Source organism: Elusimicrobiota bacterium (assembly GCA_016722575.1).
Lineage (GTDB): Bacteria > Elusimicrobiota > Elusimicrobia > FEN-1173 > FEN-1173 > JADKIY01.
On sequence record JADKIY010000002.1, the window covers coordinates 801,185 to 822,349 of the forward strand.

20 protein-coding genes are annotated in these 21,165 nt (G+C 64.1%); 6 read left to right on the plus strand and 14 right to left on the minus strand.

What is annotated here, in order from left to right; genetic code table 11:
• Positions 1-33: 33 nt before the first annotated feature.
• From IPP68_07220 to IPP68_07250, 7 genes are all read right to left on the minus strand, one after another.
• A complete protein-coding gene (locus tag IPP68_07220) occupies positions 34-2,622 on the minus strand; it encodes a hypothetical protein (GenBank protein ID MBL0350147.1) in 2,589 nt (862 codons plus the stop codon).
• 11 nt (positions 2,623-2,633) lie between these two features.
• Positions 2,634-2,930 carry a Dabb family protein gene (locus IPP68_07225; protein MBL0350148.1) on the minus strand — a complete coding sequence of 99 codons (297 nt, stop codon included), beginning with the start codon at positions 2,928-2,930 and terminating at the stop codon, positions 2,634-2,636.
• A gap of 63 nt (positions 2,931-2,993) precedes the next feature.
• Positions 2,994-3,230 carry a hypothetical protein gene (locus IPP68_07230; protein ID MBL0350149.1) on the minus strand — a complete coding sequence of 79 codons (237 nt, stop codon included), beginning with the start codon at positions 3,228-3,230 and terminating at the stop codon, positions 2,994-2,996.
• Between the two features lie 328 nt (positions 3,231-3,558).
• On the minus strand, positions 3,559-4,062 hold the full coding sequence (locus IPP68_07235; protein MBL0350150.1) for a hemerythrin family protein: 504 nt from the start codon (positions 4,060-4,062) through the stop codon (positions 3,559-3,561).
• A gap of 198 nt (positions 4,063-4,260) precedes the next feature.
• Positions 4,261-5,778: a hypothetical protein gene (locus IPP68_07240; GenBank protein MBL0350151.1), complete on the minus strand. Its 1,518-nt coding sequence runs from the start codon at positions 5,776-5,778 to the stop codon at positions 4,261-4,263.
• A gap of 24 nt (positions 5,779-5,802) precedes the next feature.
• Complete coding sequence (locus tag IPP68_07245; protein ID MBL0350152.1) at positions 5,803-5,970, minus strand: hypothetical protein; 168 nt, start codon at positions 5,968-5,970, stop codon at positions 5,803-5,805.
• Positions 5,967-6,107, minus strand: coding sequence for a hypothetical protein (locus IPP68_07250; GenBank protein ID MBL0350153.1), 141 nt, complete (start codon positions 6,105-6,107; stop codon positions 5,967-5,969). Before IPP68_07250 ends, IPP68_07245 begins: the two co-directional genes overlap by 4 nt.
• A 151-nt stretch (positions 6,108-6,258) precedes the next feature.
• Here IPP68_07250 and IPP68_07255 point away from each other — a divergent pair, with 151 nt between their 5' ends.
• Genes IPP68_07255 through IPP68_07270 form a run of 4 tightly spaced genes read left to right on the plus strand, consistent with a single transcriptional unit; the run spans position 6,259 to position 9,901 of the window.
• Positions 6,259-6,864 carry a penicillin-binding protein activator LpoB gene (locus IPP68_07255; protein ID MBL0350154.1) on the plus strand — a complete coding sequence of 202 codons (606 nt, stop codon included), beginning with the start codon at positions 6,259-6,261 and terminating at the stop codon, positions 6,862-6,864.
• 27 nt (positions 6,865-6,891) lie between these two features.
• Positions 6,892-8,280 (plus strand): hypothetical protein, encoded by a 1,389-nt coding sequence (locus IPP68_07260; GenBank protein MBL0350155.1) that lies wholly within the window; start codon positions 6,892-6,894, stop codon positions 8,278-8,280.
• Between the two features lie 24 nt (positions 8,281-8,304).
• Positions 8,305-9,327 (plus strand): LPP20 family lipoprotein, encoded by a 1,023-nt coding sequence (locus tag IPP68_07265; protein MBL0350156.1) that lies wholly within the window; start codon positions 8,305-8,307, stop codon positions 9,325-9,327.
• Positions 9,328-9,358: 31 nt separating this feature from the next.
• Positions 9,359-9,901 carry an LPP20 family lipoprotein gene (locus IPP68_07270; protein MBL0350157.1) on the plus strand — a complete coding sequence of 181 codons (543 nt, stop codon included), beginning with the start codon at positions 9,359-9,361 and terminating at the stop codon, positions 9,899-9,901.
• Positions 9,902-9,970: 69 nt separating this feature from the next.
• Here the strand turns inward: IPP68_07270 and IPP68_07275 are convergent, their stop codons facing one another.
• Positions 9,971-11,083 (minus strand): HEAT repeat domain-containing protein, encoded by a 1,113-nt coding sequence (locus IPP68_07275; protein ID MBL0350158.1) that lies wholly within the window; start codon positions 11,081-11,083, stop codon positions 9,971-9,973.
• A 64-nt stretch (positions 11,084-11,147) separates the two neighbouring features.
• On the opposite strand from IPP68_07275, the gene IPP68_07280 reads away from it, so the two are divergent.
• On the plus strand, positions 11,148-12,092 hold the full coding sequence (locus IPP68_07280; protein ID MBL0350159.1) for a DUF523 and DUF1722 domain-containing protein: 945 nt from the start codon (positions 11,148-11,150) through the stop codon (positions 12,090-12,092).
• Positions 12,085-13,119, plus strand: a complete 1,035-nt coding sequence (locus tag IPP68_07285; GenBank protein ID MBL0350160.1) for a class II aldolase/adducin family protein — start codon at positions 12,085-12,087, stop codon at positions 13,117-13,119. The genes IPP68_07280 and IPP68_07285 overlap by 8 nt, the downstream gene beginning before the upstream one ends.
• A 1-nt stretch (position 13,120) precedes the next feature.
• Here the strand turns inward: IPP68_07285 and ccsA are convergent, their stop codons facing one another.
• The 6 genes from ccsA to IPP68_07315 form a co-directional block, all read right to left on the minus strand.
• A complete protein-coding gene (gene ccsA / locus IPP68_07290; GenBank protein MBL0350161.1) occupies positions 13,121-14,968 on the minus strand; it encodes a cytochrome c biogenesis protein CcsA in 1,848 nt (615 codons plus the stop codon).
• Positions 14,959-16,047: a cytochrome c biogenesis protein ResB gene (locus tag IPP68_07295; GenBank protein ID MBL0350162.1), complete on the minus strand. Its 1,089-nt coding sequence runs from the start codon at positions 16,045-16,047 to the stop codon at positions 14,959-14,961. Before IPP68_07295 ends, ccsA begins: the two co-directional genes overlap by 10 nt.
• A gap of 80 nt (positions 16,048-16,127) precedes the next feature.
• Complete coding sequence (locus IPP68_07300) at positions 16,128-16,838, minus strand: hypothetical protein (protein MBL0350163.1); 711 nt, start codon at positions 16,836-16,838, stop codon at positions 16,128-16,130.
• 46 nt (positions 16,839-16,884) lie between these two features.
• Complete coding sequence (locus IPP68_07305; protein MBL0350164.1) at positions 16,885-18,816, minus strand: ABC transporter permease; 1,932 nt, start codon at positions 18,814-18,816, stop codon at positions 16,885-16,887.
• A gap of 47 nt (positions 18,817-18,863) precedes the next feature.
• The gene (locus tag IPP68_07310) at positions 18,864-19,853 is read right to left on the minus strand and encodes an efflux RND transporter periplasmic adaptor subunit (protein ID MBL0350165.1); all 990 of its coding nucleotides are present in this window, start codon (positions 19,851-19,853) and stop codon (positions 18,864-18,866) included.
• Complete coding sequence (locus IPP68_07315; GenBank protein MBL0350166.1) at positions 19,850-21,103, minus strand: TolC family protein; 1,254 nt, start codon at positions 21,101-21,103, stop codon at positions 19,850-19,852. Before IPP68_07315 ends, IPP68_07310 begins: the two co-directional genes overlap by 4 nt.
• Between the last annotated feature and the right edge of the window lie 62 nt (positions 21,104-21,165).

Here is a 21,165-nt window from a genome sequence, read left to right on the forward strand (position 1 = left end):
AAAGTTCTCCTTGGGTGGCGTGCCTCTATTTAACTATTTTTTACCACCGGTGTTCCAGCGGGGGGCCGTTGAAAAAATGTAAAGGAACCGGTGGCGCACCCGCCCGCCCCGGGCGTCCCGGGCGTAGAGCCCGCCCAGCACGTCGAAATACCGGTCCCCGTCGGTCGTGCGGGTCGCGGAAAAAAGGGGCGCCAACCCCACCGTGCGGGACCCGCCCGCCGCCCCGGCGGTTTTCACCCGAAACCAGGGGCCGTAAACCGCCACGTCCTTGGTGGATTGGTCCGCCCGGGGGGCCGTGACCACCCGCCAATAAAACGGGAAGAAAAGTCGGAATTTTCCCCCGGCCGCGGTGTCGGCGCTCCACCCGAGGGGCGTCACCACCCGGAACCGGCGATGGCGATCGGCGGTGCCGGTGGAAACGGTCTCATCGAAGCGCCCGTAAATCGGCGGCACAAAAGCGTAGGACCGGGTGGCGTTGGCCCCGCTCCAGTAAACCGGGAAAAAAGCGCTGGACCGTTCCGTGAGCGCGCCCCGCCGCGGGACGGTCCCTTCCTCCACCGCGTAATGGGCGGACCGGTACCAAAGCGGAAAAACGAAATCCCAATCCAAGGCGGCCGTTCGCCGCCAACCGTAGGGGAAAAGATATCCGAGCCGCGACTCCCCCCGCCGTTCCCAGGCAATGAGAGGCAAAATCCGGGGCGCCCAAAAGTTTCGAAAGCCCCCCTCCCGGGTGAATTGGTAAAGCGGGAAGAACCCATGGGAAAGATCCGGCCCTTTGTGGTGCACGGAGCCCAGTATCAAGTAGTTGACGTGGCGCTCCCGGTCCGGCGTGCCGGTTTTGCTCTGGGCGACCGAAGTCAGCAGCAGCGGAAGAACCAGGGAACCGTTGCCTTTTCCATCCCCGGAAGACCAATAGAAAGGCAGCAGATAACTGCCCGAAGATTTTTCGGAAAAAAACCGCCCCCATATTGGGAAAAGGCCGTAGGTCCGTCCCTCGGCGTTTTGATGGTGGTAGCCCAGGCCCACCACGGTCCATCGGCTCTCGGGGGTGCGCGCGTGGCCGTAGAAGGGCACCACGAAGGTCCGGGCCTTCTCCCGGCTGGCGTACCAATAGGCCAGGGGCAGGGCGCCTTCCCGGGACGAGGCGCTTCGCCGGGACCAGAACACCGGGGTGACCACGGTCCACCGCCGGGGCCCCCGCTCCCGGTAGTAAAAGGGAAAGAGCAGGTCGGCCTTCCTGGGGCCGAAATCGTTCCGCCAATAGAGGAACAGCCAACTCCAGCTTTCCTTTCCTTCTCGACGGGCGTGGACGAAAAAGGGCGAGGCGGTGAGGGAGAGGGGCCCGTCCCGGTAGTGGAAGTAAAGCGGGAAAGCCAAATCCATTCCCCAATCCGGGGGGCGTTTGTAATGCCAATACAGGGGGAACAACACCCGGGTTTCGTTGCCGAGGCTGTCGTTTTTCCAGTGGTAGAGGAAGGCCCATCCGCTGGTCGAGGTCCCCCGGGAAATGCCCTCCGCCGTCAAGAGTTCGGTCCGACGACGCCAGATTCCCCAGGAAAGAAATCGCGACCCCCCCGAATTTCGCCACCGCCCGTACAGGGGGAACACGGTTTGAAACCGGTCGTCCCCCTCCCGTCGATCGTAAAAATTCAACACCTGGGTGGCCCGGGAAAAACCGTCGGCGCTGGTTCCATGATAAAAAACGGGGAAAACACCGGCGCCGCTCTGGTCCGGGTCCCGATCGTAGTAATAAAGCAACAGATGGCCACGGCGGCGATCGGCGATTTTCTCCCGGCTGGCCAGGATCGTCAGCCAAAGGGAGTGATTCGGCTCCCGATCGTAAAAGTAAACGGGGAAGAGGTAGTGGCTGCTTACGGCGGTGGAGGCCAACGTCCCCCCCGCGCCCGCCAGGGGGAAGAGACCGGCGTAACGGCGGTCACCGTCTGGGCGGGATTCCCATCGGCGGTAAAAAGGGCCCGCCACGTCCGTCCGCCGTTCGGGAGAATGGGTGTGCCAATAGAGCGGGAAGAGCGTTCGAAACCCTTCGTCCGGCGCCCGGGCCCAAACGTAGTTTAAAATCCATCCCCGGGTTTCCGTGCCCCGAACCCGGCGAAAACCCACCGGCCAAACCTGGTCGATTTTGGACCGGTCGGCGTTCCGGTAATCGTAAAAGAGAAAGGGCAAAAACGTCGTCGCCCGCCCGCCGCCCAACCGGGTTTGTTGCCAGTACACCGGGAAAAGGGCCGTACGGGCGAAAACCGCCCCGCGGGATCGATACCAGGGCCCGGCCGCCAGCCAACGTTCCGCGCCCCGCCGATAGGCGGCCACAAAGGGCAGGGACACCAGGAGGGAGCGGTCGGTTTCCCGGCCGCTGTAAAAAAGCGGGAAAAGGAGTTTCTGGGAGGCGTCGGTGTCCTTCCAATCCCAGTAAATCAGGGACGCCATCAGAAACCGGCGGTCGCCCTCCCGTTCCCACCAAAAGAGCGGCGGAAAGCGAATGGGCCTCTTTTCCCACAACGTGGCGTCGGCGGTCGTGGAGTCAACGGCGGGGACGGAGGGTTCGACGGCGCCCAGAAGGGCGGGAAGGGAAAAGAGGAAAACGAGAATCCCGCGGGCGCGCACCGGCGGGGGCCTTACTGAAATTCGTAATCGAGGGCCAGCACGCCCTCGCTGATGGGGCGCACGTGGTTTTCCACCACCGCCTGATGGGCGGGGTGGGGCAAATAGGCGTCCAGCGCGGCGCGATCGCGAAAGCGCACCACAAAACCGTGGGTGTAGCCCTGGGCGCGGGCGCTGAAATTGACGCCCGCCGACACCCCGAGAATGCCCGGAATCCGGTCTTTGAGCCCCGTCAACTGCCGGAGCATTTCGGCCTTGCGCTCGTCGGGCGCCTCGGCCTTGAGTTTAAAGAGGACGACGTGTTCGATCACGGCCACACTGTACCATAGACCGATGGCCGACGCCAAGGGCGCCGCGTTCCCGCGCCGCCGGCCTCACGGTTTCCACCGCCGGGGCGTTTCGCCCCGAACCGGGCGCGCGGGGCCCGCCGTCGCGGCCAAAGCCACGGCCGCCCGGGGCACCGCCAGGGCTTCGTTCAGGGTCCTTCGCAGATAAAGCGCCTCGGTCTCCAATTCCCGGATCCGGGTGTCTTTTTTCTCCAGCGCTTCTTTCAGGATGGCCTGTTCGGCCAATCGCAATTCCCGCACGTTTTTTTCCAGCTCTTCCTCCACGTTAATCTCCTTTTTACTGAGGGGGTTTATCCCCCCTTCCGACTGACAGGGGCGTTGCCTTTCCTCTTGGCCCCTTCCGACTGACAGGGGCGTTGCCTAGCGGCAACGAAAAAACCCACGATCCGTTGGGACCGTGGGCGCTTGAACTTCGGTGATTCGAAGGATGGCTTAGGAGGCCGATCCTCCGACGCCAAGCGCCCGGGTCCCGTGGTCCCGACGGGTCGACACCCACGGGGCCATGGACGAGCAAAGATAAATAGCCTTGGCGAAATTGAATTTCATAACGAGGTCATTATACCACAAAAATCGGAACGGCGGACGGGGCCGCTCACCCGCCTGTGTCCACGGACGGCGACCGCGACACGACCGACTCTCCAATCCCGGCCCACCCGCCGGCCGGCGCTTCCGGGGAGGAAAACACGCCGCTCCCCGTCGACGCGGCGCGAAAATAGGCGGCCAGAGCCAGGTCGTGCTCCAGGATGTGGCCGGTGATCCACCGGGAGATCAGGTCCGAAATCTCCCGCCACAAATCCCGTTCCCCCCTTTGAAAGCGTTTGCTGAGGGCCCTGATTGTTGACGAAAAATCGTCGTGCAGGTCTTTGTGGGCGTCCCGGTGGGGGTAGCCGACGCCGGCCATGGCGTCTTCTTCGCATCGGAAATGCATCAAGGTGTATTGGATCAGGAAAGCAAGGGCCTCCCCGGTCAATTCCGGACGATTTTGGGTGGCGGCGGCGTCGTGCAGGTCGTTCAACCGCTGAAAAATCCCCCGGTGCTGCTCGTCCACTTCCGGATAACCCGTGAGGTATTTATCGTCCCAAAGAAGGCGCGCCATGGTTTAGCTCCTGAAGGTCCCTGGATTTGGAATTTATCCCACAGAAACGAAAAACCCACCGTCGAACCGCATCCCAACCCGCACCGGGAGCGAGACGGGTGGTCCCGCCGATCGTCCCGGCGAAACGACCAAACCCTACTTCTATTATCGGCACAAATCCATGATGCCCATCATGCCGGGGAATCCTCGGGATGGCGGCTACGGTCGGGAACGACGCTTCAACAAACGCGCCTTGTCCAGCTCGACGCGGAGGACTTGGCGGAGGCGGGGGAGGGATAAACGTCGAAGCCGATCGGGGGGCATTCCGCCGTCATAGTAGGACGGCGCGAATCCTTCGTAATATTCAAGAATCGACCGGAGAGTTTGGGTCAAGGGAATCCGTTTCTTGGCCCAGGGGGCCCGGGCGAAGGCCCGGAAATCGCCGTCGACGACAATCGTGTGTCGAAGGAAAAACCGGATCATCCAGGCTTCGGCCTCGGCCCAACGGCCCAATCGGGCGCAAACGTCCACCAAATTCCGGTAAGGCGTCGAATAATACCCTTCGCCGGCTTTTTCGGCCTTTAAACTCATCTCCAATCGCCGCCGATCCCAGGGGGTCGACGGGTCCTCGGCCAAAAGAACGTCCCGGTTCTTTTCCAGGAATTCGACGGCCAAATTCAACTTGGAAAACCACGTCGCGGACTTGAGCTTCAATGGGGTGGAATACGGCACCGGCTGCTTGACCGTCGATTCGATGGCGGGCCATTGCTCCCGAATCATCCGCCGGTAACGATTTTCGCTTTCCGGCCGACTCCATTCCGCCAGGGCGGTTTTGGTCCGGTTCAAAGAATAAAGAGCGCCGGCAGGGGCTTTATCCCACTGTTTTTGGTAACACCCTTGGGCGCCGATCAAATAGCGGACGTCTTTGAAGTGATCGTACGCCCGCCGAAAAACGTCCCCCCGTCGGTACAGAACCTGGGGCGTTTCCGCGTCCCGGGGCCAATCGGAAAGGCAACGATCCAACCAAAACCGGCGCTCGGCCCGCCACCCGGCGGGGACATCGGCCCCGTGGGCCAGTTCGTGGAAGGCCTCCGCCAGGACGAAGGGGTTCAGTCGACCCGCGGACCACTCCCGCCCGGCCAGGACGCAAAAATCTTTTTCGCCCCGTTTCAGGATCAATTTTTGCGACGCGGGAATTCCTTTGGCCACGCGTTTCAAGTGCGAGAGCCAAAGGCCCCAAAAGGCCTTGGCGCCCAACCGACCCGCCGTGACCCGATGAAAATCCAGGAGACGCCGGAGGGCCGCCGTCTTTCGATCCACGAGGCAATCCCGGCAAAGCGCTTCGGCCTTTTTCTGGAGGGCGACCGGGTCGCCGGGACGGCGGGCGAGCCAACGGTCCGCCAGGGACCGGAGAATCCCGGCCCGTTTTCGACGAAGGGCCCGGGGGGCCCGGGGAAACATTCCCAAGGTCAGGAGTTGGATGTCCCAGCGGCTCTCAAAATCCGACCGATCCCACAACCGATCGAGCGTCCGGGCCACCCGATCGAACAAAAGATCGGCCCGGGGCCACTTCAATTTCCCCTCCGCCAGGGCCATGGCGATGTCCTGATAGATCGAGTAAATGGCATCGACGAGGATCTTCCGATGGGCCGCCGGGGCCCGTGGAACGGCGTCGATCAGACCTTCAATATCGTTTTGTTGAATGAGCGCGGCGTAGGGGCTCGAAGGGGCTTTCACGGGACCATCATCGGTTTTTTTGATTCAAAGTTCAACGCCGCCTTTCGCCGAGCGGTCTTTAAGCTCGTCGGGGGTGTTTTCGGGGTCCAGCGTGTCGACAATGCACGGACCGGGCGCGTTGGGCTCGAAAATGATTTGGTAAGCCACCAAGACGGCGGCCCGCTCTTTCTCGTCCCGGGACGGGCGAATCACCACGTACCGCCCGGAGGGAAACCCCCGGAAGAGGCCGGGGCCAGGACTTCGCAGGATCCGCAGGCGATGCAACAGGCGGTGGTGTAAAAACGCCCGGGAACGTTCCTCCCCGCTTTTCGCAAATCGACGTTGGTCATGGCCTTCTCCTCGCCCGGGCGAAACCTCGGGCGCTCTCCTTTTACTTTTGGAAGCCCGCCGCAAGAGCCCGGGGAGAAGGCGATCGCGTCCGGTCCTTGCGCCCCGGGACTTCATGAACTAGACTTTCCCTATCCCTTTTAGGAGGAACTCATGAACGACGTTCGCCTTTCCATCGTTTTGTCCGCCGCCCTGGTGTTTGGGGTCGGCTGCGCCACCGCCCCCAAGGTCCAACGCACCGAGGTGGACCAGACCATCGATCTTTCCGGGGACTGGAACGACACCGACTCCCGCATGACGGCCGAGGAGATGGTGAAGGATTCCCTCTCCCGCCCCTGGTTGGGCGAGTTTTCGGGCGCCAAGGGCGTCAAACCCCGCGTCATCGTGGGGACCGTCTTGAACAAGAGCCACGAGCACATCAACACCGAGACCTTTGTGAAGGACCTCGAACGCGAACTCACCAACTCGGGCCAGGTGAAGTTCGTCGCCGCCAAGGATCAACGGGACGAAGTTCGCGAGGAGCGCCTGGATCAGGCCAGGAATTCCTCGGTCAAAACCGCCAAAAGCATGGGCCAGGAATACGGCGCCGACTTCATGCTCAAAGGCCAGATCAACACGATCATGGACGGCGCGGGCAAGCAGGAAGTGAAGTATTACCAGATCGAGTTGGAAATGATCGACATGTCCTCCAACGAAAAAGCCTGGATCGGCCAGAAGAAAATCAAGAAACTGGTCACCTACCGCAAGAAAAAGTTTTAACCCGGAGGATTCGGGAGGCCTTTCCCCGTGCAACGGCGAGGGGCGCTTCCGCTGCTTCTGTTGGCCGCCGGCTGCGCGGCGGGGTTCGGCGTTCGCGAGTTGAACGGGATGGTCGGCCGGGGCGAGTTCGCCCAGGCGGCGGCCCGCGTGGAAGGCGCCAAGGATTCCTACGGCGCCAAAAACGCCCTGCTCTTTGAATTGGACCGGGCCTTTCTTCTTCAACTCGCGGGCGACTGGGCGGCCAGCAACAACGTCTTTGAGCAGGCCAAGCGCACGGCCAAGGACCTCCTCACCAAAAGCGTCACGACCGAAGCCTCCACGTTCCTCGTCAGCGACAACATGCGGCCCTACTACGGCGAGGATTTCGAGCGGGCCCTGATTCACGTGTTCAGCGCCGTCAATTACGCCCTTCTCGGCCAGCCCGCCGAAGCCCTGGTCGAGTGCCGTCAGGTGGATTTCTACCTCAAAACCCTTCAGGTGGATTTCGGCCGGAAAAACGCCCACACCGAAGACGCCTTCGCCCGCTACCTCGCGGGTCTTTTCTACGAAGACGCCGGGGAAATCAACGACGCGTACGTCTCTTTTTTTAAAGCTCTGGAAGCGTACGACGGTTACGCGAAGAAATACAAAACGCCGCGACCCGAGGGCCTCGTGGCCGACGCGCTCCGGACCGCCAAAGCCCTGGGCTTCCGGGACGAAATGGCCGATATCAAGAATCGGTGGGGCGACGCCCCCCCGGCCCGAACGGGGAACGAGGGCGAACTGATCGTGCTGGACTACAACGGCTTCGCCCCGCAAAAGATGGACTCGTTTTTTGAAATCAGCGTCACCAACGGGTGGGTTTACGTCGACCAGCTTAAGGCGGGCAGCGAGGCCGACGCCAAGGTGGACGAAGCCCGCGCGGTTCTCCGGGGCATCGCCGCCGACAAAATGATTCGTCTCGCGGTGCCGGTGTACCAGGACACGCCCTACACCGTCCGCGGCCTCCGGGCCTCGGCCGTCGGCGTCCAGGCCGCCGGCGCGCTGGTCGAGGACGTCGGCGCCATCGCCAAGCAGAATTTGAAGGACCGCATCGCCCGCACCCGGGCCAAGGCCATCGCCCGGGCGGTCGTCAAATATTTGATCACGCAGAAAGTGTCCGAAAAGGTGGAGAAAAAAAACAACGGCGGCGCCGGGCGGCTGGTCAAGGCGCTTCTTCAAGCGGCCGTGGCGTTGACCGAAACCGCGGACAAGCGGTCCTGGCGGACCTTGCCCGATCAAATTTTAATGGCGCGACTGCCCCTGCCCGCGGGGGACCACGACGTGACGGTGGATTTTCTGAATGGATCCGGCGGGGTGGCGCGGAGCCGAACCCTGGCCGGGGTCAAAATCACCGCCGGACGCCGGACCTACGCCATGGTTCGATCCGCGGAATAATTTTCTAAGATGGAGGAGGCATTCATGACGAAACGCATTGGGACACGATCGTTGATCGCTTTGGGTTTGTTGGGGGCCGCGCTGGCGGCCTCGGCGGCCAAGGTTCCCGCCTGGGTGCGGGGGTCGGACCGCGCTTACCCCGAATCCAAGTATGTGGTCGGCGTGGGGGTCGGGTCGGATTTGGACGCCGCCCGCACCAACGCCCGGGCCGAAATTTCAAAAACCTTTCAGGCGCGCGTTCAACAAACCATGAAAGACACCCAGACGGAGCAATCCTCCGCCGCGGGCAAACGCCGGGGCCCCGCCCTGGGCACCCAAAAAAGCGAACTGAACACGACGGTTTCCACGGACAACTTATTGGAAGGCGTCGTCATCAAAGAAACCTGGTTCGATAAGAAGGGCAAAAAATATTACGCCCTGGCCCTTCTGGACAAAGTCACCGCCCAACGCTCGCTGAGCACCCAGATCACCGACCTCGAGGAAACGATCAACGCCCGCCGAAACGAAGCCCGCCGGGCCACGACGCCGTTGGCCAAATCCCGGGCGTTGGCCCAGGCCCTCACGGTGTCCCGGTCCCGGGACGAACTGGCCGCCCGGCGCCGACTGGTGGACCCCGCGGGCATGGCGGACTTGAACGGCAACACCTCCACCGCCCTGGAGCAGGATTTGAACGCCGTGGTGAGCGGCCTGCGGGTCACGGTCGACGCCGAGTCGGCCAAGGAGTCCCGCCTGAAAGAGAAAATCACGGAGAAGGTGACGTCCCTGGGCTTCGCGGTGGCCGACGGCGCCGCCGGAGCGCTCCGCCTCAAGGCGTCCTTGGCGGTCGAGCCCTTCGACCGGGGCCATCCCCAATGGAAATTTTACCAGTGGAAAGGCAACGTGCAGTTGATCGACTCCGACGGAAAGGTGCTGGGCGGGTCCACCCCCTCGGGCCAGGAAGGGCAGTTGATCGATGAAACGGCCCGGGCCAAGACCACCGAAGCCGGCGAGGACGGGTTGGCCCAGGAAGCCGGGCGCCTCTTGTCCCAATACGTTTTTGGACAGTAAGCTTTCTTATTCTTTGTTCAGGAGGATCGAGATGAAACGCGCGTTGACATGGGCGGGGGTCGCGGTGGCCGGACTGGCGTTGTTCGCCTGCGGACCGAAGCGGCCGGACTGGATCATGAAGGGCAGCGGCGCCTTCAAAAAAGACAGCAAAGTGTTTTACGGCGTCGGCATCGCCGAGGGCATCCACTCGGAATCCCTCCGCCGCCAAACCGCCGACAACCGCGCCATCGCGGAAATCTCCAAGCAGCTCTCGGTCGTCTCCACGAACCTCATGCGGGACTACATGTCCAACACGAGCATCCCCGCGGACCAAAAAGCCAACGAGGAGCAGTTCATCGAGAACACGATCAAGACCTTCACCTCCAACGTCGTCAGCGGGGTCAAGGTTATCGACCGCTACCAGGACAAAAGCGGCGCCTTGTATTCCCTGGCGTCCATCAACCTGGAAGACCTGAAAACCCTGGCCGGCGAGGCCAAGGGCCTCTCCGCGGAAGTCCGTCAGCACATCAAAGCGAACGCCGAAAAAGCCTTCGACAAGATGAGCGAGGAAGAAGCCAAGAGTTCCGGAAAATAGGTCCCGTCTTAAAATATAAAAACGGCCCCCGCTTTTCGGCGGGGGCCGTTTTTTTTCGTTCATTGAAATCTATTTTTTCCTGGCGGGGGGTTTGTCCTGGTGGGCCTTGCGGTCCAGGTAGGCTTTGCGGGTGTGGCCTTCCGCCGCCCGGAGCGACTCAAAAGTGCCGATGTTGTTCAGGGCCTCCACGGCCTCTTCGCTCATGGGGTCCGCGGGGTCCGACATGACCGCCACCAGGGCGTCCACGGCGGGGGCGCCGGCCGTGCCCATGGCCCCCAGGGCTTGAATGGCTCCCCGGCGGGTTTCCAATTCCGGGGACTTGAGGAGGGGGGTGAGACGCGCCAAAACGGCCGGATTCTTCTGGCCCATTTTGCCCAGCACGACGGCGGCGCGAAGGCGGAGGGTGGTTTCCGAATCCCGGAAAAGTCCCGCCAGGGCGTCCACCACGGCGGGGCTGGAATCGCCCACTTCGGCCAAACCGTCGAGGGCGCGGTGGCGCAAGTCCGAATCTTTGTCCCAAAGCAATTCCAGAAACACGGTGACCGCGGCCGGCCCCATGGAGGTCAAACGCTGGGCGGCTTCGCCCCGTTCAAATTCGTCTCCGCCCCGAAGCGCCGGCAGGAGTTCCTCGGCGGCCCGGCGTTGGACCGCGGGACCCATTTGAATCAGCGCTTGGGCCGCCAAGCGGCGAACGGCGGTGTTTTCATCTTTAAAGGCTTCGAGCAACGCGGGGAGGGCCGCCTCCCCCACCTTACCGAGGGACTCGGCCGCTTTCCCGGACACGCAATAGTCGTGGTCCGACAGCGCCCGGGCGAGGGCCGGCACGGCCGGGGCGGCGGCGGGGCCCGCCAATCCCAGGGCCTCGGCGGCTCGGCAACGCACCCAGCTGTCCCGGTCCGACAAGGCGGCGGCCAACACGTGAACGCCTTCGGGGCCCGCTCCCGCGATGGCTTTGGCCGCGGCGTCGTGCAAAGGTTTGCGCGTGTCCCGGAACATGGCGAGAAGGCCGGGAAGGGCCGGTTCGGCCTGGGAACCCAGGCCCGCGAGAATGGTCGCGGCCTTAATCTTGACCGCGGAATCCGAGCTCCGCAATTGCTTGACCAAGGTCGACACTTTGGGTTGCCCGCCCGCGCAGGCGAAAAAGCCGACGGCGATCAGGGCGGCGTAGGGGGGGCGCGTCATGGCGGGATATTATCATTTTGTCCCCGAGACCCGGGACACCCCCCAAAAGTTGGATAATACCGCGATGAAACAAACCGCCCCCCTCCGCGTCGGAATTTCCGCCTGTCTCCTGGGCCAAAAGGTCCGCTACGACGGCGGCCACAAACGGGACGCCTTCGCCGCGGACCTGCTCGCCCGGTTCGTGGAGTTCGTGCCCGTCTGTCCAGAAATGGAGCTGGGCCTGGGCGTGCCGCGGGAGTCGATCCGCCTCCAGGAGGTCGACGGCGACGAACGCCTTCTGGCGCCCCGGTCGGGCCGGGATTTGACCGACGACATGCGGCGCTACGCCGAAAAACGCGCCGAGGCCCTGGCCCGGGAAGATCTGTGCGGCTTCATCCTTAAAAAAGGCTCGCCCAGCTGCGGATTGGAGCGGGTGTCGGTGCACCGGTCGGGCCCGCCGACCAAATCCGGCGTCGGATTTTTCACCCGGGCGCTCCTGGCCCGCTGGCCGGACCTGCCCCTGGAGGACGAGGGTCGATTGAACGATCCCCGCCTTCGGGAAAACTTTTTGGAGCGGGTCTTCGCCACCCACCGCCTGCGGGGGTTGGAGAAGGGGCTCGGCGCCCTGGTGCGCTTTCACACGGCCGAAAAACTGCTCCTCATGGCCCACGACCCGGCGAGTTACCAAACCCTGGGCCGCCTGGTGGCCATGGGCAAGGGCCGCCCCTGGGGCGAATTGTTGGCCGACTATCGGTCGGGTTTTCTCCGCGCCCTGGCCGTCCTTCCCCCCCGCTCCCGCCACGTCAACGCGCTTCAACACGCCGCCGGGTATTTCCGGGACAAGGCCTCGGAAGCCGAGCGACGGGAATTGGCGGGCGCGATCGATGATTTCCGTCGGGAATTGGTGCCGTTGATCGTTCCCATGACGCTGCTCCGTTCGGCGGCCCGCGTCCACGGCGTGGACTACTTGACAGGTCAAACCTATCTTTCCCCTCACCCCAAAGAGCTGATGCTCCGCAACCATGCCTGACGAATTTCTGTCCGACTTCGTCGCTTTAAACCGCCGCCTGGGCGGCGACCCCCTGCTGTCCCAAGGGTCCGGGGGCAACACCTCGGTCAAAATCGACTCCCGCACGATTCGGGTCAAAGCCACCGGGGTTCCCCTGAAAGACGTTTCGGAAACCCGCGGATGGGTGGACATGGACCTGGAGAAATTACGGGACGGGGTGGATAAACTTTGGGGTTTGACGGGCGCGGAGCGCCAACAGCGGGCCTACCGGGACCTCCTGGCCAAGGCCCAAAAAACGCCGATCCCCCGCGTTTCCATCGAAACGAACCTGCACGTCTTATTGGCGGACCGGTGGGTGGCCCACGTTCACAGCCTGGGCGGGCAGTTGCTCGGCCTGCTGCCCGGGGAGGAGGCCCGAACGTTGGTTCTGGAAACCCTGGGGAGCGGGGCGGAGGTTCGATTCGCCCCCCCGGCGACCCCGGGGTACGAATTGGGCCGCGCCGTCGCCGAGGAGCTGAAAAAAAATCCCCGGCCGCCGGCGGCCGAGAAGTCGGTCCGCCTCTGGATTCTCCAAAACCACGGCCTGGCTTGGGGCGCCACGGACATTCAGTCGGTCTTTGCGGCGTCGGACCGATTGGAGGAATTCCTGCGGCGGCGTTTTGAGTTGCGCCGTTTTCCCCCCGCCGCTTCCCGGCCCGCCACCCCGGCCGAAGCCCCCGGCCCGGCGCCCGCCGGAAAGTTCTGGGCCCGGCTCGAATTTCCCTGGCCCCGGTGCCGGTTCGACGACCGCGCCTTTTTTCCCGATTTCGCCGGGCACTTCCACGGCGACCCCGGGGCCAACCTGGTGGTGCGGGACGAGCGCGTGGCGTATTTTTTAACGGGGGACGGCGACCGGGAAGGGCGGGAGGAAGTGCTGTTCGCCCAGGCGCTGATTTCGACGGTGGCCCACGAGAGGGGGTGCCACCGCCCGATGAGCTCCGAGGCCGTTCGTTTGATCCAGGATTTCGTGTTGGAAAAACCCGCCGCCGGAGGGACGCGGGCTTACTGATTTAAGAAAGCGCGGCGGGTTCCGTGGGCCAAGGGCGGCTGCCCCAGAAACGGTCGGGCAAGAGACCCAGGAGCATGACGAGGAGTTGGGATCCGACGAACACCGCCAGCCAGGGGAACGCCTTGTCCATGAAGCCGTAGGAGTGAAGGCCGATTCCCAGCATGTTGACCCCGAACCAGGAGAGGGCCGTCACGATGTTGCCGAAGACGGCGGCCACCATGAGACCCCGTTGGCGGACAAAGCCCCCCCAGCGGAAATGCAGAATCAACGCGTTCCACAGGACGATCAGGAGGGCGCCGTTTTCCTTGGGGTCCCAGCCCCAGAAACGGCCCCAGGATTGGTCGGCCCAAATCCCCCCCAGCACCGTTCCCACAAAGCTGAAAAAGACGCTGAAGCACACGATCCCGTAAACCATTCGGGCCAGCGTCCGGCCCGCTTCCGGCGAAAGTTTGGAACTGAAGAGGCCGCGCAGGATATAGAACATCGCCAAAAACCCCGAAAGGAAGGTGGAGCTGTACCCGATGGTCACCGTGACCACGTGGGTGGCGAGCCAAAAATTGGAATCCAGGACGGCGCGCATCATTTCCATGGTGTCGCCCTGGGTCGCCAGGTGGTGGGCGATGATCTGGGTCAAAAAGCCGATGCCAGCGGCCCCCAGGGCCCCCAGGCCGTTTTTGTAAAGACGTTCCAGAACGATGCCCAGGAGCACGGCCACCCACCCCACAAAGACCGCCGACGAATAAAGGTTCGTCACCGGCGGCCGCCCCTGCAGGACGATGCGGGAGACCAGGCCGAAGGTGTGGACGAGGAAGGCGATCCACAGAATATGGAAAGCCGTCTTTCGAAGGGACTCGGGCCAGGCCAGAAAGGAAACAAATATCAGAAGCGCCACCACGCCGTAAAGCACCAAGGCCTTGTAGAAAGGAGCGAACCGGTTGAACAGGACTTCCGAGGGGACTCGCCGGGTGGGCGCGGGAACGTTTTCCAGCAGCCAGGCGCGGTAGGCGTCCACGGCCCCGCCGAAAGCGGCGTTGTCGCCCGCCCGGTAGGCGTCGCCCATGCGGGCGTAGGCCGGAACCCCGGGGTGCAGAACCGGGGCTTCAAATCGAACGAGCAGGGTGGCCCCGACGCTCACCCAGTGAACCGGGTCCGGACCCGGGACGGGAAGCGGGAAAAATTCCGCCGCCTGGGACAGGAAGGTGTAGCGATCGCGAAAAGAGGCCAACATCGCCGCGCCGCCGTGGGGATCCGCTTTCTTCTTGGCGCGGGGGGCCGGATGGCTTTTTTCCGCCAAGGCCGCTTCAAAAGCGGCCACTTCGCTTTGCCATTCCGCGACCGCGGAAATCTGGAGCGTGTTTTGAAGTTTCTGGTAGAGGATCAACTTGCCCTGAAGGGCTTCGACCGAAGCCTGAAACCGGGAGCGATCTTCGGACCGGACGCCCTCGGCGTGGCGCGCCTGGGTTTCGATGGCTTCCAAATGGGGGGCGAGGTCTTTAAAGGCATACCGTCGCTGGGGGCCCTGTTGAATGCCCAGGAGTCCGAGGACGTCCGGATCGTTGATTTCAAAAACGGGGTGCGCGTCGGCCGCTTCGGGACGAAACAGGGTGTCCAAGAGCCATTGGGTGGCCGGCACCGGGCGGCCCGCGACGCGCAGGGTTTGCTTCCCCGATAACAACAACAGGGAATTTCGCGCCAGGGAATCCATGGGCTTCACCCGGCCGCCGTTCAAAACGGGAAGCCGACCGAAGCGCTCCACCGGCGACGGCATGCCCGACGGGAAGAGGGAATAGACCAGGCCCACGGCCAAAAGCCCGGCGGCAAAAATCGGCAAGTTCTTTTTCATGATAATTTCCTTCGGAATCCGGCCAAGTGGGTCAGAAACTGAATGGCCAAGCCCAGGGAAACCAGGACACAGGACACGTAGGGCGTGACCCAGACGGGGTTTTTAACGACTTGGAGGACCGACATCGTGTCGCCCTTGCCGAAACTGGCCTGGAAAAACGTCAGTCCCCGGTACCGCAGGGGGTGGTTCATGTATATCAGGGCGTCCCGGTCTTCGCCGGTTTGGGGGTCCGTCAAACGGACCAGGCTCGAAAAGTTCTTGGGGATGTCCGTCCCGGGATAAACGTCGTGGGTGAAATCCTTGAGGTGGATCGAAAAGGGGACGTAATGGCGCCGGGGGCGAAGGGCCAGGCGGTATTCGCGCCCGTCGGCGGCGACGCTCTGGGGCGCGCCCAGGCCCGTGGACACCAGCCAGGTGCCCAGGGAATCGGCGCCTTTCTTGAACTCGACCAGAGCCGACACGTTGTTGGCGTCGTCATCGGAAGAAACGGGGGGCGCTTCCTCGACCGCGATCCCCGTGCCGATCCCGCGGGTGGCCAGGGAGCCGCCGCCCCGCCGCAGAACCGCGTTGGCGAAAAACCGCTTGACGGTGACGGCGAAGGGCAGGCCGGCCGGCGCCAGGGTTTCTTCCTTGGCCAACAGGGAAGCGGGAATGGCGACGACGCGGTCGACGGCCGGGTCGGACCCGTCGATGATCGCGAGTTCCGAATCCCGGTAATCCTCGGAATAATTGCGGGTCGTTCCCTCGTCAATGGCCATTTGGCTTTCCACCGAAAACATTTGGGTCAGCCCCTGGCCCAAGAGCAGCAGAAACAATCCGCCGTGGATCACGCTGATGCCGATGCGCTTTTTGGACCAGACAAACCGCTCAAAGTGGGCCGCGGCCAAATTGACCAGCCACATCCCGCCGACGAGGTAGCCCCCGGGGAAAACGGGGAATCGGGCGCCGGACTCGGTTTCCAGAAAAATGAACCAACTGCTGAAATATTTTTTTTGGGCCGCGAAGGTGCCCAGGTGCACCTGGTCCAAGGTCCCGAAAACGACCAGCAGAATCATCAGGCCCATGAGCGTGAGGGTCAGTTCCATGGAACCCAGGAGGCGCCGGACCGAGTGAAGCGGCGGCGCGGCGGGAGGCGGAGGAGCGTCCAAGACCTTCTTGTTTTTTTTCACAGGCCCTTCAGGGTGGCCAAAAAGGCCCGGAAATCCTTGTCGGCCCCGGCGACCAAGGCGTCGTCGCCGGTCAACTTAAAAAACCACGTGCGGCCGTCGGACGTGCACAAGGCGGCCCGGAGGCGCTTCTTGAATTTGCCGTCGATCATGGGTTCGGCGCTCACGAAATTGACCACGGTCATGGGGCGGCCGCCCAAGGTCGCCCGCTCCGTCTGGGCGCCCAGTTCGGGCTCCGCGAGGGCGGGCAGGCCGATTTGGTCCCGCCACCGGTTGACGTTGGACAAGAGGCCGCCCGCGTCGCCGTCCAACACGGTCACCGACAGGTCGCCGACGCGACCGCCGGGGCCGGGAACAACGAAGGTGGCGTACCGAAAACCGGAACCGGGTTTTTCGATCCAGCCCCGGGGGGTTTTCCAGGTCACGCGATTTTCGGGCCCGGCGCTCGGGGCGATGCCCGCCGCCTGGGCGCCGCCCATGTCCATGCCGGGGGAACTGGATATGTCCGGGTGGCCCGGGGGCAAGGCCATCGCGGGGGTTCCGGCGGTCGGGGCGGGGAGCGGAGCGGCCACGGGGGCCGTGACCGCGGCGCCCGGTCCGTCGGATTCCTTGGGCACGGTGTAAATTGAAATTTCGTCCCGGCGGCAACCGGCCGCGGCCAGGGCCAAGACGATCAGGAGCGCGCGCGGGGGGGTGGAAGAAGAAATCATGGGACCCGATTATAGGAATTTCGAATGGCCGGCACCAGACGACGGATCACTCGTAGCGCAGGGCTTCGATGGGGGAGAGGCGGGAGGCTTTGCGGGCGGGCCAGAAACCGAAGACGATGCCGACGCCGACGGAAAAAAAGAACGCCAGCGCCACCGAGGGCCACGTCACTTCCGCGGCCCACCCCGCCGCCCGGGACATGGCGAAGGAAATGCCCCCGCCCAGGGCGATGCCGATCAGCCCGCCGAGGGTCGAGAGCACGGCCGATTCGATCAAAAACTGGGAGAGCACCATCCATTGGGCGGCGCCCACCGCCTTCCGAAGGCCGATCTCCCGGGTCCGCTCGGTGACCGACACCAGCATGATGTTCATGATGCCGATGCCGCCGACCAAAAGCGAAATCGCCGCGACGATCCCGAGCAAGAGGGTGAAGGTCTGGGTGGTTCCGGCCAGGGCCTGTTGGATGTCGGCCATGTTTCGCAGGGCAAAATCGTCGTCCTTGTGGGCGGGCAGGCGGTGGCGTTTTCGCATGAGGGCCTTCACGTCGTCCATCACCCCGGGCATGCCGTCGGCCGAATCGCATTCGATGGCGATGGAATTCAAATATTTTTTCCCCAGGACGCGGTTCATCGCCGTTCGGAGGGGCACCAACACCATGTCGTCCTGGTCCCGAAACCCCCCCGCGCCCTTGGCCGGCAAAACGCCGATCACCCGGAAATTGACCCGGTTGATCTTGATCGTTTTGTCCACGGGGTCTTCCCGCCCGAACAAGTTGTTCACCACCGTTTGCCCCAAGAGGACCACCCGGGACTCCGCCTCGTCGTCGACGTCCGTAAAAAACCGCCCGTAATAAGGCGCGGCCGCGCGCATGGGCGCGTAAAGCGGGGTGGCGCCCGTGAGCTGGGTGCTGGCGTTTTGGTCCCCGGCCACCACCTGCACCGATCCGTTCACGTTTCCGTCCACCCGCAACACGTGGGGATTGACCTTGGCGATCGCCTTCACGTCCTCGATGGTCAGGCGGGTGGCGCTCCCCGCCTCGCCCCGCACCCCGCCCGAGGACGGGGCCCCCGGCATGAGCATGATCAAATTGGACCCCAGGCTGGACAATCGCGCTTCCACGGCTTTCTGGGCGCCCCGGCCCAAGGCCAGCATGGCGATCACGGCGGCCACGCCGATCAGAATCCCCAGCATGGACAGGACGCTCCGCACCTTGTTGGCCACCACGGCCCGCAGGGCCGAGAGCGAAAATTCCCGAAACCCCGTGAGCCACTGGCCCGCGGCGCCGGCGGGAGCCCCCGCGGCTTTTTCGGCCGGCGGCGCCGGAGCGGCGACGGGCCGACCGGCGGCGGGGGCGCGTTCGTCCCCGACGATCCGCCCATCTTTCAAGCGAAGGATCCGGGTGGCGTGGGCGGCGATGTCCGGTTCGTGGGTGACCATGACGATGGAAATCCCCGCGGCGTGGAGACGGTCCAATTGGGCCAGGATTTCCTCCGCCTGGTCCGAGGCCAGATTGCCCGTGGGTTCGTCGGCGAAGATCAGGCGGGGTCGGTTGGCCAGGGCCCGGGCGATGGCCACCCGCTGTTGCTGTCCGCCCGACAATTGATTGGGCCGGTGGTCCAGGCGGTCCCCCAGACCCACCGAGGTCAACAGTTCCCGGGCGCGTTCCTCCCGCCGGGGCGCGTTGGCGTAAATCATCGGCAGTTCCACGTTGGCCAGGGCCGAGGTGCGGGGCAGCAAATTAAACATCTGGAAAATAAAACCGATGGTCTGGGAGCGAAGCGCGGCCCCCTCGTCGTCCGTCAAACGCGACACGTCCCGGCCCAACAGTTTATACGTGCCGGTGGTGGGGCGGTCCAAGAGGCCCAGGATTTGGAGGAGCGTGGATTTGCCCGACCCCGAGGGCCCCATGATGGCCACAAATTCGCCTTCCTGAATGGTGAGGTTGAGGCTTTTCAACACCTCCAGTTCCTCGCCGTCCATGCGGTAGCACCGCCGGATGTCGTGGAGCTCGATGAGCGGGAAGGCGGTCAGCGGGCGCTCCCGGACCGCGCCGACGACGCTCCCGACCGGCGCCCCGGCGATAGGACGAGGGGGCTCGACGATTCGCCTTTCTGCGGGGTGTACTTTTTGCGAACCACGAGGACGGAATCCCCCTCGTTCAGGCCCGTCAAAATTTCAACGCTTTCGCCGTTTTCAAGCCCGGTGGTCACGTCCCGGGTCGCCGGTTTTCCGTCGGCCCCGGGGATCAACACCCGCTTGACGCCGTTCCGATCTTGAACGGCCGCCGCCGGCACCAGCAAAGCCGATTCCTTGCGCTGCAGGACAAAGCTGACGGTGGCCGTCATTTGGGAGCGGAAAAAGGGCGGCGTTTTTTCCGGCGACACTTTGACCCCGTAGGTGATGACGTTGGAGACGTTTTTCCCCTCGTGCAAAATATTGAACACCTTCCCGGGGATGGACAAATTGGGGTAGGCGTCCAGAGTCATGCGGGCGGGAAGCCCTTCGGTCACGCGGCCGATGTCCACCTCGTCCACCTGGGCCAGGACGATGAGCCGGTCCGAGAGGGCGAAGAGCACGGAGCTTTGGTCCACCGTCTGTCCCACGACGATGTTTTTCAAAATGATTTCCCCCGCCAGGGGCGCCGCGATCGGCGTGGGTTTGTAGACGTCGTCCCATCGTTTAAGCGCCTCCGGGCCCTGGGCCCGGGCGGCGTCCAAAATGGCGGCCCGGTCGGTGGTGCTCATCCAAGCCAACACCTGGGCTTTGTCCACGCGGCTGCCCTCCGCCACCCGGATGTCCTCGATGCGGCCCGCAATGGGCGGCTTGATCTCCACGCGGTTCAAAGGCGAAACGACCCCCGTGGCGTCCACGGTGAGTTCGATGGGACCCCGGTGGGCCTGGACCACCCGTTGGGTCGTGGCCTCCGCCGGGGTCGAACCGCCGCGGCGGGCGGCGACGTAAATTCCGGCGCCCGCGGCCAAAAGGCCGGCGATGATCAAAATTCTTTTCTTCTTCATTGGTCCTCCAAGGGGACGCCCCGGGCGTTCCGCCAGGCCGCCTCGGCCACCGCCGCGTCCCGTTCCGCCTGAAGGGCGCTGCGTTCGATGTTCACCAGATCGGTCACGACCTGCTCCCAGTTTTCAAAGCTCATGAGGCCCGAGGCGTAGCGAAGGGACGCCTCGCTGTTTTGTTGTTCAATGGCCGCTAAAAATTGATTCTGCACCGCCACCCGGTCCGCGCGGGCGGCCCAATCGGACCAGGCGCTTTCCAGGGACCGGCGAAGTTCGAAGCGGGCGGCCCGAAGGTTCTCTTCCCGGGCCTTCCAATCGCGCCGGGCGGCGACCGCGTCAAAAAAAGCGCCCGTCAACCCCTTGCCGAAAATCGGCCAACTCACAAGCCCCGAGGCGCTCCAGTGGGGCGTGTCCGGAAAAAAGTCGGGGCCGTCGTAGCGCCGACTGTAGCCCACGCTCAAGGTGGGCGCGAGGGCGCTCCGGGCTTTTTGGTGGGCGGCCCGGGCGGCGTCGACGCCGGACTCGGCCAATCGAACGCGGGGGTGGTCCGCGATCAAGGCGTTCCAATCGGGGCGGACCGACGCGGAGGGGACCGCCAACGACCCCGTCGCCGTCCAGGCCTCAAACGCCTCGTCCCCCAGGCGTCGACCCAAGGCGCTTTGGGCCGACGACAAATCCCGTTGCGCCTGGGCCAAGTCGGCTTCGGCCTGAGCCAGTTCGGCGGCGGCCCGAAGGCGGTTTCCCTTGTATTCGCGGCCCGACCGGTATTTGAGGTCGACCATCTGGGCGTTGTCGCTTCGGAGATCGCGAATTTTCCGGGCCACGCCGATTTGGCGTTGGGCGAACAGCAGTCCGGCGTAGGCGGTGAACAGATCCAGGCGGAGGTCGGCGGAAACCAATCGACGCTGAAATTGGGCTTCGCGAAGGGCCGCGTCGGCCGCGCCGTACCCGGCCCAGGCGCCGCCGTTGTAGAGATCCCACGAAGCGTCCCCGGAGGCGCTCCAGGTTTTCGCCGCGCCGTCCGATCGGGAGAGCCGCTGGGACAGGGCGACCGAGGGCAGAAACCCGTTGACGCTGGAGGCGCGCCGGGCCCGGGCGGCGTCTTCGCCCGCCCGCGCGGCGGCCAGCTCCGGGTTCCGCGCCGCCGCCCGCCGGACCGCGTCGTCCCAGGTCAGGGGATCGGCGGCGCGGGCCGCCGATCCAATAAGAAGGATCGCTCCCAAGCCCGCCGCCGTCCGAACGCCGCCGCTTCTCACCAAGGGTCTCCTTCGTTCAAGAACCGCCCCCAAAACACGACGGCCCCGGCGGGACTCGCCGG